This is a genomic window from Brevibacterium sp. HMSC22B09, from assembly GCF_001806795.1.
In the GTDB taxonomy this organism is placed as follows: Bacteria; Actinomycetota; Actinomycetes; order Actinomycetales; family Brevibacteriaceae; genus Brevibacterium; species Brevibacterium ravenspurgense.
In genome coordinates this window covers 1-9,409 of record NZ_KV786030.1, presented here as the reverse complement: position 1 = coordinate 9,409, position 9,409 = coordinate 1, and the positions used below count along the sequence as shown (strand labels likewise).

Here is a 9,409-nt window from a genome sequence, read left to right as displayed (position 1 = left end):
AAGGGGAGTTTTTGTTGCTAAAGCGTGGGCTGGGGTCTGGGGGAGACTGCCGAGGTGCAGGGGTGGCTCGCCGAGGTGGAGGTCGGCTCCCAGCCGAGCGGCACCTCGCGGACTCCCGAGGTGGAGGTTCGGGGGCTGCCGAGGTGGAGTTCCGGTGCCAGGTGAGCGGCACCTCGTAGTTTTCCTGAGGTTCGTGGCGTTCAACCCGGCAGATTTTGGCCTAGCCTGGCGTTCTTTGCCCAGCAAAAACACCCGTTAGCCGGTTTCTGCGGCTTAGCCGTAGGGAGACTCCCGTTAGCCGGTATCTGCGCTTTAGCCGCCACTGCTAAGGGGAGTTTTTGTTGCTAAAGCGTGGGCGGGGGTCTGGGGGAGGCTCCTGAGGTGCAGGGGTGGCTCGCCGAGGTGCAGGGGTGGGCGCACGAGGTGGAGGCCACCTCCCAGCCGCGCGGCACCCCGGGCTGCCGAGGTGGAGGTCCGGGTGCTCCCGAGGTGCCAGGTGAGAGGGTTCCTCCCTACTCCATGTGAAGTGGCGCTCATGCCCGCGAATACAATGGCGGCCATGACCGACACACGTTCGTACGATCCTGCGCAGACACGCGAAGAGCTGCTGAAACTCATCGACTCCCTGGCCGTTAAGCGTGGCAGCTTCACCCTGTCTTCGGGCAAGCAGGCCGACTACTACCTGGACCTGCGCCTTGTGACGCTCGACCACCGTTCCGCGCCGCTTGTGGGCGACATCGTCCTCGATGTCCTCGAAGCCGAGGGCCTGCTGGACTCGGTTGATGCCGTCGGCGGGCTCACCATGGGCGCTGACCCGGTGGGAACCGCTACGATGCACGCTTCCGTGCGCCGCGGCACTCCGCTGGACACCTTCGTTGTGCGCAAGCAGGCCAAAGAACACGGCATGGGCAAGCGCGTCGAAGGGCCGGACGTCCGGGGCCGTCGCGTCGTCGCTGTAGAAGACACGTCGACAACCGGCGGATCGGTTCTCACCGCCGTCGAAGCCCTGCGTGAAGCCGGCGCAGAAGTCGTCGCCGTTGTAGTGGTCATGGACCGCAACACCGGTGCGCGCGAACGCGTCGAAGCCGAAGGCCTGCGCTATCTGACAGCATTGACCACCGCTGACCTCGGCCTGGACTGAAGTCACGCGGCGAAAGTCCGCAAAGGAAAGGACCCCCTGTGCTCGAACTGTCGTCCATCACTGTGAAGTCACAGCGCAGACTGTGGCTTGACGACGTTTCCGTCAAAGCGACCCCGGGGCGAATCCTCGGCGTTGTGGGCCCCAAGGGCGCCGGCAAAACCGAACTTGCCCGCGCGATCATGGGCATCATCGAACCCGAAAGCGGCACTGTGAAGCTCGAAGACAACGAGCTCGTCGGCGGTGACCGCCAGAACTTCGGATACCTGCCGGCCGAACGCGGCGGCTTCCCTTCCATGAAGGTCATGGAGCAGATCGTCTACATGGCGCGCCTGCACGGCATGACGCTCGGTGCGGCAGAGCGCAACGCGGTCACCCTGCTGGCCCGTCTCGAACTGTCGGACCGGGCCTATGTTCCGCTGTCCCAGCTGTCGGGCACCGAACAGGCCCGCGTGCACATCGCTGCTGTTCTGGCCGCCGACCCTGACGTCGTCGTCATCGATGAAATCGGCGAAGGTCTCGACATGGCCTCCGCCAAGCTCGTGTTCGGCCTGCTGAAGGACCACGCGGACGCCGGCGTGCCCATCATCGTCACGTCTGACGACTGGGAGCTCATCGAACAGTACGCCGACGACATTCTGGTGCTGGGCCACGGCAGCGTCATCGCCCACGGAACAGCGAAGGAGCTGCGGAAGGAACACTCGGCCAAGACCGGCGCCAAGGCCGACGCTCAGCCCGCCAGTCTGCGGGAGATCTTCAAGGAGGACGTCTGATGGCAAACAAAGATCACAGCGAGGATCACGACAACATCAGCACCACCTCGTACACGGACCTTGGCGGGGGAGGGAAGGCCCTCGACCCGCACAACCTCGGTGACGAACCGGTGGGAGAACTCGCCGAGGTTCCCGATGAGCTGCGTGAGGACACCGGCGATGAAACCAAGACGGGGCTCGTCTCCGAGTTCCGCGACCTCACGGGTGGGCAGGCGTCCTACCTGGTAGCCAACCGCGAAACCTCGCAGGCGCTGCGCAGCCCGCTGTTTGCGGCGACCGCGCTCGCACTCATCATCGGTGTGCTGGCAGCGCTCATCATCGGCTTTTCGCGCACCGGTGTGTCTGCCGGCAGCGGCGAAAGCGTTGCCATGATGGTGCCCGAAGAGCAGAAGGACCAGGTCGCACAGCAGCTTCCGCAGGTCGAACAGCAGCTGGGCATGTCCGTCACGATCGTCACGAGCGTCGAAGAGGGCCAGGACGCCGTCAAGAGCGGCAAGGTCGACGCTTTCCTCCTGCAGGACCCCACGGGTCAGGGCAATGACCAGCTGATCGCCAAGAACCGCATGCCGCAGGCAATCATCGACAAGCTCGTCAGCACGCCTGACGTCACCTACGTCGACGGTGGGCCCATCGACCCCGCAACCGGTGAGGTCGTGGCCTGGACCATGGTCGCGCTGACCCTGGCTGCAGGACTGAGCCTGGGTGCTTTGGCCTACCGGGGTGTGCGCGAAGAGCGCCGCACCCACACCAGCGAAATCATCATCGCTGCCATCCCGCCGCGCTCGGCTCTGTGGGGCCGCATTTGGGGCCTCACACAACTGGCTCTGCTCCTGCTGGTCATCACGGCGGTTGTCGGCCTGCTGGGCATGTCTGTTATCGGTCTGGCCGGCGAGGTGTACGCGGCTCTGCCTGCTCTCGGCTGGTTTGTGCTGAGCTATGCCTTCTATGCGGCTGCGGTCATCGCATTCTTCGCGCTCATTGCAATGGGCGAAAAGCAGCGGGGCCGCCGGATCGGCGCGGCTGTTGCGGGAGTTGTCATCGTCGTCATGGCGTTCCTGCCGATGCTGCCGTTCATGGCCGACAGCCTGCCGCAGGTTGCCGCGTGGCTGCCGTTTGCCGAACCGACTGGTGTTGGCGCGCTGTACCTGCTGACCGCAGCCCCGTGGTGGCACGGCCTCGTGGCCGCCGCTTCGGCCGCTGTCGTCGCGGTTGTGCTCGTCATGCTGGCCATCTCGCGCTACACGAAGACAGTGCTGTCGGGCGCCGGCATTGCCGGCCGTCCGGCTGTGGCGAAGGCGAAGCTGAAGAACGAACCGAAGGGCAAGGCAGACAAGGTCGACAAGGCTGACGAGGCGGAGGAAGCCGAGGACGCTGCCGAGGCTGAGGACGCTGAGGAAGCTGACAAGGTCAAGACGAAGGCCAAGGAGGCTGACAGCAAGTCCTCCAAGGCCGACTCCGCCAAAGCTGGCTCCGCCAAGGCCAAGAAGCCCAAGAAGAAGGCCGGCAAGTCCGTGAACGAGGATGACTGAGCCGAAACCTCCCACCGCGGAGCCGACAGCCGCTGAGTCGGCTGAATCCGCAGCACCCTCCCACGGGGTTGGCCCCTGGGAGGGCGAATGGCCCGACGACGAGCGCTACGATCCCGAGCTGCTGCGCGACGGCGACCGCCGCAATGTGGTCGACGGCTACCGCTACTGGACGATGGAGGCGATCATCGCCGACCTTGACCAGCGTCGCCACGGCTTTCACGTGGCGATTGAGAATTGGCAGCACGACCTCAATATCGGTTCGGTTGTGCGCACAGCCAACGCCTTCAACGCGGCTGCCGTGCACATTGTCGGCAAGAAGCGCTGGAACCGCCGAGGCGCCATGGTCACCGACCGCTACCAGCACGTTCTGCACCACCCGAGTGCCGACGACCTCGCGGCTTGGTGTGCCGAAAGGAACCTGCCGCTGATCGGCATCGACAACTTCCCCGACTCCACGCCGCTCGAAACCTGTGACCTTCCGCGGGACTGTGTGTTTCTGTTCGGCCAGGAGTCCATCGGGCTGACGGACAGTGCGCACGAAGCCTGCGAAGCCGTTCTGTCAATCGAGCAGTACGGTTCGACTCGCTCCATGAACGCCGCGGCCGCTGCCGCAATCGCGATGCACGCCTGGATCCGCAGGTGGGAGTTCGGGCAGACCGTCAGCTGAAAGACCCTCAGCTGACGGCAGCACCCAGCCGACGGCAGAAAAACCCAGCACAAAGCACGAGGTGCCGCTCACCAGAAAAGTGAGCGGCACCTCGTGCTTTTCGTGCCTGAGCCGAATCCGGCTCAGCCGCACGGATCAGAGATCAGCTGCGTAGGGTTCGAGCAGACCGCCGACTTCGCCGAGTTCGACCAGAGCCTGGTCGGGAGCGGCGAAGGTGCGGGGGATGACGGTCAGCCGCTTGGCGTAGTGGCCGATGGGGTATTCCATCGTCATGCCGATACCGCCGTGCATCTGGATGGACTCCGAGAAAATGTGCTTTGCTGACTGGTCGATGATGACCTTGGCAGCGAGCACGTCCGCGTGGCGGGTCTTCGAGGTTCCGTCGGTGTCAGCCTCGATGGCGAGCTTCGAGTACAGCGCCATCGACTTGGCTTCTTCGAGCTTCGCGTAGGCGTCTGCCGCGCGGTGCTGCAGGGTCTGGAACACGCCGATCGGCACACCGAACTGTTCGCGGGTCTTGAGGTAGTCAGCCGTCATGAACAGTGCGGCTTCCATAGCGCCGACTGCTTCTGCGGCAAGGGCTGCCTGGGCGGTGTCGAGGACGCGCTCAATCGCTGCCGCTGCATCGTCGGCTTCCAGACGCTGGGCTGCCGCACCGTCGAACAGGACGGATGCGCTGCGCAGGCCGTCAGCCTGGGTGCGCGGGTCGACGGTCACACCGTCAGCGTCGGCCTTGACGAGGAACAGGCCGAGCTCACCGTCGACCTTCGCCGTGACGACGAAGGTGTCGGCTGCGTCGCCGCCGATGACCTGCGCCTTTTCGCCCGAAATGGTGTAGCCGTCACCGGAGGCCTGAGCCGTGGTGGTCGGGTTGAGGAAGTCGTAGCGGCCGGCCGGTTCCTGCGCGGCGAAGGCCAGCTTGAGTTCGCCGGCTGCAACCGCGGGAAGCAATTCAGCCTTCTGGTCAGCGCTGCCTGCAGCCTGGATGAGGCCAGCACCCAGGATGACGGTCGGCAGGTACGGTTCGAGCACGAGTGCGCGGCCAAACGCTTCCATGACGACTGCGACTTCGCCAAAGCCCATGCCGGCGCCGCCGTATTCTTCTTCAATCGGCAGCGACATGAGGCCCAGCTGTGCGAACTGGTCCCACATCTGCTGGCTCCAGCCGGCTTCCGAGCGCAGAATCTCTTCGCGCTGCTCGGCGCTGTACTTGTCTTTCAGCAGGCGGCCGACGGTCGATTTGAGTTCCTGCTGGATGTCATTGAGTTCAAGATCCATTTTCTATACCTCTCGTTCTTCAGCAGGTCACAGACCCAGGATGGCCTTGGAGATGATGGAGCGCTGGACTTCGGACGAGCCTCCGTAGATCGTCACCTTGCGCATGTTGAAGTAGCGTGCCGTGGCGTCGACAGCAGCCTGGGACAGGTTCGTGAAGCCGTCGCGGGTCTGTGCGGAGTCGACGAAGTCCATGCCCTGCGGGGCGACGATGTCCATGAGCAGTTCGGTGATGTCCTGCTGGAGTTCCGAACCGCGCAGCTTGAGGATTGACGACCGCGGGTCGGGCGCGTCGGAGCCTGCAACCTGGGTGGACAGGACGCGCAGCTGCATCATTTCGAGTGCCTTGAGCTCGGCTTCGATCTTGGCGATGCGGGTGGAGTACTGCGGGTCGTCCAGCAGGGAGCCGCGCTGGGTCTTGGTTGCTGCGGCGTAGGCCTTGGCGCGTGCCAGGTTGACCTTGGATTCGCCGACGCGGGCGATTCCGGTGCGCTCGTTGCCCAGGAGGAACTTGGCGTAGGTCCAGCCCTTGTTCTCTTCGCCGACGAGGTTCTCGACGGGAACTTCGACGTTTTCGAAGAACACTTCGTTGACTTCGACGCCGCCGTCGATCGTCTGGATGGGGCGGACGGTCAGGCCGGGGGAGGTCATGTCGATCAGCAGGAATGAAATACCGGCCTGCTTCTTGACGTTGGGGTCGGTGCGGACCAGGCAGAAGATCCAGTCGCCGTACTGGCCGAGCGTGGTCCAGGTCTTCTGGCCGTTGACGATGTACTTGTCGCCGTCGCGCACGGCCGAGGTCTTCAGCGATGCAAGGTCGGAACCGGCGTTGGGTTCGGAAAAGCCTTGGGACCACCAGATGTCGAGGTTGGCGGTGGCCGGCAGGAAGCGGTCCTTGATTTCCTTCGAGCCGAAGGTGTCGATCACGGGGCCGACCATGGATGCGTTGAACGGCAGCGGGTGTGGAACGCACGCGGTCTGCATTTCGTCCAGGTAGATGTGGCGCTGGACGGGCGTCCAGTCGCGGCCGCCGTATTCCAGTGACCAGTTGGGGACGGCCAGGCCGTGCTTGTTGAGGATGCGCTGGCTGGTGACCATGTCGTCCTTGGAGACTTCCTGGCCGATTGCCACGCGGTAGCGGATTTCTTCGGGAATCTCAGTGCGGTAGAAGTTCCGCATCTCTTCTGCGAATTCCAACTCTTCTTTGCTGAAAAGGCTGTCCATCGGTCCTCTTCCCCGATCGAATTTGATCGTTCGTTTGGTTGGTTTGAGCCCATACTATGACCTGCGCCGCATTTTGGGAAAATCTGTGTCTGCCAGTACCGGGTAACGAGGTGCCGGGCTGGCTGGTGCTTGGGCTGCCGAGGTGCCGGGCTGGCTGGTGGTTGGGCTGCCGAGGTGCCGGTTGGGGCCGGGTGGGTCAGCTCTGGGCGGCTTGTTCGGCTCGCTTCTGGCCGGGACCGGTGCGCGGCACGGCGAGCATGAGGGCAAGTCCCAGCAGCAGGACGACGATGATGCCGGCGGCACCCGCGCGTTCGAAGCCGAAGATGGTGATCGACAGGCTGAACAGCCACGGGCCCAGGAAGCTGATGGCCCGCCCGGTGGTGGCGTAGAGGCCGAAGTTCTCGCCGGCGCGCTCCGGGGGAGTGATGCGGGTGAGGAATGAACGGCTCGATGCGTTGACCGGCCCGACGAACAGGCACAGGAACAGTGCGCACGCCCAGAACACGGTGGGACTGTCGGAGAGCAGGATGGGCACGGCGCCAATGCACAGGCAGGTCAGGCCCGTGATGATGACCGCTCTGGGGCCAACAGCATCGTCAAGCGGACCGGACACCAGGCAGCCGATGGCGGCAACGACGTTCGCGGCGATCCCTAGGTAGATGACCTCAGTTTCCGTGAATCCGTAAGCGGAGGCCGCGAGCACGCCGGCCACCGCGAAGATCGTGGTGAGTCCGTCGCGGAAAACAGCCGAGGCGATGAAGAAGACAAAGGTCTGCCGGTCGTTCTGGAAGAGGTCTTTCAGCCGGCGGAACAGGTCCTTGTAGTCCTGCTTCCAGCTGGTGAACCATTCAGCGACCGGGTTCCCTGAGCGCGCCCGGGCAGTCTGCACCTGAGCCCCCGACGCATCGCGCGGGGCCAGGAAGATCAGCGGAACAGCCCACACGGCAAACCACACGGCGGTAGCACCTGCCACCAGCCGGAACCGCCAGCCGCCTTCGCTGACCGCCCCGAACAGTCCCACCTCGGGAAGGATGAAGGCGAACAGCGCAATGAGCAGCATGGCGAGCCCACCCAGGTAGCCGAAGCCCCAGCCGATGTTCGACACTTTGCCCACGCTGTTCGGTGCGGCAATCCGCCCGAGCATCGCGTTGTAGCTGACCTGGGCCAGTTCGAAGAAAACGGAAGCAGCGGCCAGGAAGATCAGGCCGGGCAGGAAGAACACCGGTTCGCTCTTGATGAACGCCAGCGCGAAAACGCAGGCGACGACGACGCCGGTGTAGATGGTCAGCAGGCGCCGGTGGCGGGACTTCGCATCGGCGCGGGCACCCGCGGCGGGAGCGACAACAGCAACGACCAGGCCCGCCAGACCGGAGGCCCACCCCAGCGCGGCAGCGCCCGAAACCGGGTCCTCGGTAACCGCCTTCACGAGGTACGGAGCGAACACGAAGGTGACGATCACAGCCGAGTAGGCCGAGCTTCCCCAGTCCCACAGAGCCCAGGCCGCAGCCTGCACGAGGTTCGTGCGTGTGGGCGGGGCCGGGTGTCCGGGTTCGGGCGAAGCGCCGGTCGGAGTTCCAGCCGGGACTTCGGACGAGGCGCCGGCTGGCTGGCCGTCGAGCGGGCCGGCTGAGTCAGTGCTTGGGCTCATGTGGTTAAGACTACGGTCAAATTCGGGTGCGTAGAATGATTCCGACTGAAGCAATCCCCTAAGCGCAGGAGTGTTCATGGCAATTGCAACCCCTGATCAGTACGCCGAAATGCTCGACCGGGCCAAGGAGGGCGGTTTCGCCTACCCGGCCATCAACGTCACGAGCTCCCAGACGATCAACGCCGCACTGCGCGGCTTCGCGGAAGCTGAATCCGACGGCATCATCCAGTTCTCCTTCGGCGGTGCTGAATTCGCCTCGGGTGCGACCATCAAGGACCGGATCACCGGTTCGATTGCGCTCGCCGAATACGCGCACACGGTTGCCAAGAACTACGGCGTGACGGTCGCTCTGCACACCGACCACGCGCAGAAGGACAAGGTCGAAGACTGGGTCAAGCCGCTCATCCAGGTGTCGCAGGAGCGCGTCGATCGCGGTGAAGACCCGCTCATCCAGTCGCACATGTGGGACGGTTCGGCCATTGAGGTCGGCGAAAACCTTGAAATCGCCGAAGAGCTGCTCGAGCTGACCAGCCGCGCCAAGCAGATCCTCGAAATCGAGGTCGGCGCTGTCGGCGGTGAAGAAGACGGTGTCAAGGGCGGCGAAAACGACAAACTGTACTCGTCGGTCGAAGACGGTCTGGCAATTGTCGACAAGCTCGGCCTGGGTGAGCGCGGCCGCTACATGACCGCGCTGGTCTTCGGCAACGTCCACGGTGTGTACAAGCCCGAACACGTCCGCCTGCGTCCTGAGCTGCTGAAGGAAATCCAGGACGAGGTTGGTAAGAAGCACGGCAAGGACAAGCCGTTTGACCTGGTGTTCCACGGCGGTTCAGGTTCCACGGCACAGGAAATCGCCGATGCTGTTTCCTACGGTGTCATCAAGATGAACATCGACACCGACACCCAGTACGCGTTCACTCGCCCCGTGGCCGACCACATCTTCACCAACTACGAAGGTGTGCTTAAGGTCGACGGCGAGGTCGGAAACAAGAAGATGTACGACCCGCGCGCATGGGGCCGGGCCGCTGAGGCCGGCATGGCTGCTCGCATTGTCGAGGCCTGCCAGCGACTCGGCTCCGCCGGAACGAGGATGAACTGACGGGCTCCCGCCCACCAGAAGCACGAGGCGCCGCATGCAGGCTGCGGTGTTCACTC

Annotated in this window: 8 protein-coding genes; 5 read left to right on the top strand and 3 right to left on the bottom strand. The window is 64.2% G+C overall.

The window, feature by feature from the left end:
- Positions 1-550 precede the first annotated feature (550 nt).
- Genes pyrE through HMPREF3087_RS09365 form a run of 4 tightly spaced genes read left to right on the top strand, consistent with a single transcriptional unit; the run spans position 551 to position 4,107 of the window.
- On the top strand, positions 551-1,141 hold the full coding sequence (gene pyrE, locus HMPREF3087_RS09380) for an orotate phosphoribosyltransferase (protein WP_019175916.1): 591 nt from the start codon (positions 551-553) through the stop codon (positions 1,139-1,141).
- Positions 1,142-1,179: 38 nt separating this feature from the next.
- Complete coding sequence (locus HMPREF3087_RS09375; RefSeq protein ID WP_070428941.1) at positions 1,180-1,911, top strand: ABC transporter ATP-binding protein; 732 nt, start codon at positions 1,180-1,182, stop codon at positions 1,909-1,911.
- Entirely contained in the window at positions 1,911-3,440 is a 1,530-nt protein-coding gene (locus tag HMPREF3087_RS09370; RefSeq protein ID WP_070428940.1) for an ABC transporter permease family protein, read from the top strand. The genes HMPREF3087_RS09375 and HMPREF3087_RS09370 overlap by 1 nt, the downstream gene beginning before the upstream one ends.
- A complete protein-coding gene (locus HMPREF3087_RS09365) occupies positions 3,433-4,107 on the top strand; it encodes a TrmH family RNA methyltransferase (protein WP_070428939.1) in 675 nt (224 codons plus the stop codon). Before HMPREF3087_RS09370 ends, HMPREF3087_RS09365 begins: the two co-directional genes overlap by 8 nt.
- Positions 4,108-4,242: 135 nt before the next feature.
- On the opposite strand, the gene HMPREF3087_RS09360 is transcribed toward HMPREF3087_RS09365, so the two are convergent.
- The 3 genes from HMPREF3087_RS09360 to HMPREF3087_RS09350 form a co-directional block, all read right to left on the bottom strand.
- The gene (locus HMPREF3087_RS09360) at positions 4,243-5,385 is read right to left on the bottom strand and encodes an acyl-CoA dehydrogenase family protein (RefSeq protein ID WP_070428938.1); all 1,143 of its coding nucleotides are present in this window, start codon (positions 5,383-5,385) and stop codon (positions 4,243-4,245) included.
- Between the two features lie 27 nt (positions 5,386-5,412).
- A complete protein-coding gene (locus HMPREF3087_RS09355) occupies positions 5,413-6,606 on the bottom strand; it encodes an acyl-CoA dehydrogenase family protein (RefSeq protein ID WP_070428937.1) in 1,194 nt (397 codons plus the stop codon).
- Positions 6,607-6,802: 196 nt separating this feature from the next.
- Positions 6,803-8,254 (bottom strand): MFS transporter, encoded by a 1,452-nt coding sequence (locus HMPREF3087_RS09350; RefSeq protein WP_256173089.1) that lies wholly within the window; start codon positions 8,252-8,254, stop codon positions 6,803-6,805.
- 76 nt (positions 8,255-8,330) lie between these two features.
- Here HMPREF3087_RS09350 and fbaA point away from each other — a divergent pair, with 76 nt between their 5' ends.
- On the top strand, positions 8,331-9,353 hold the full coding sequence (gene fbaA / locus HMPREF3087_RS09345; protein ID WP_070428936.1) for a class II fructose-bisphosphate aldolase: 1,023 nt from the start codon (positions 8,331-8,333) through the stop codon (positions 9,351-9,353).
- Positions 9,354-9,409 lie beyond the last annotated feature (56 nt).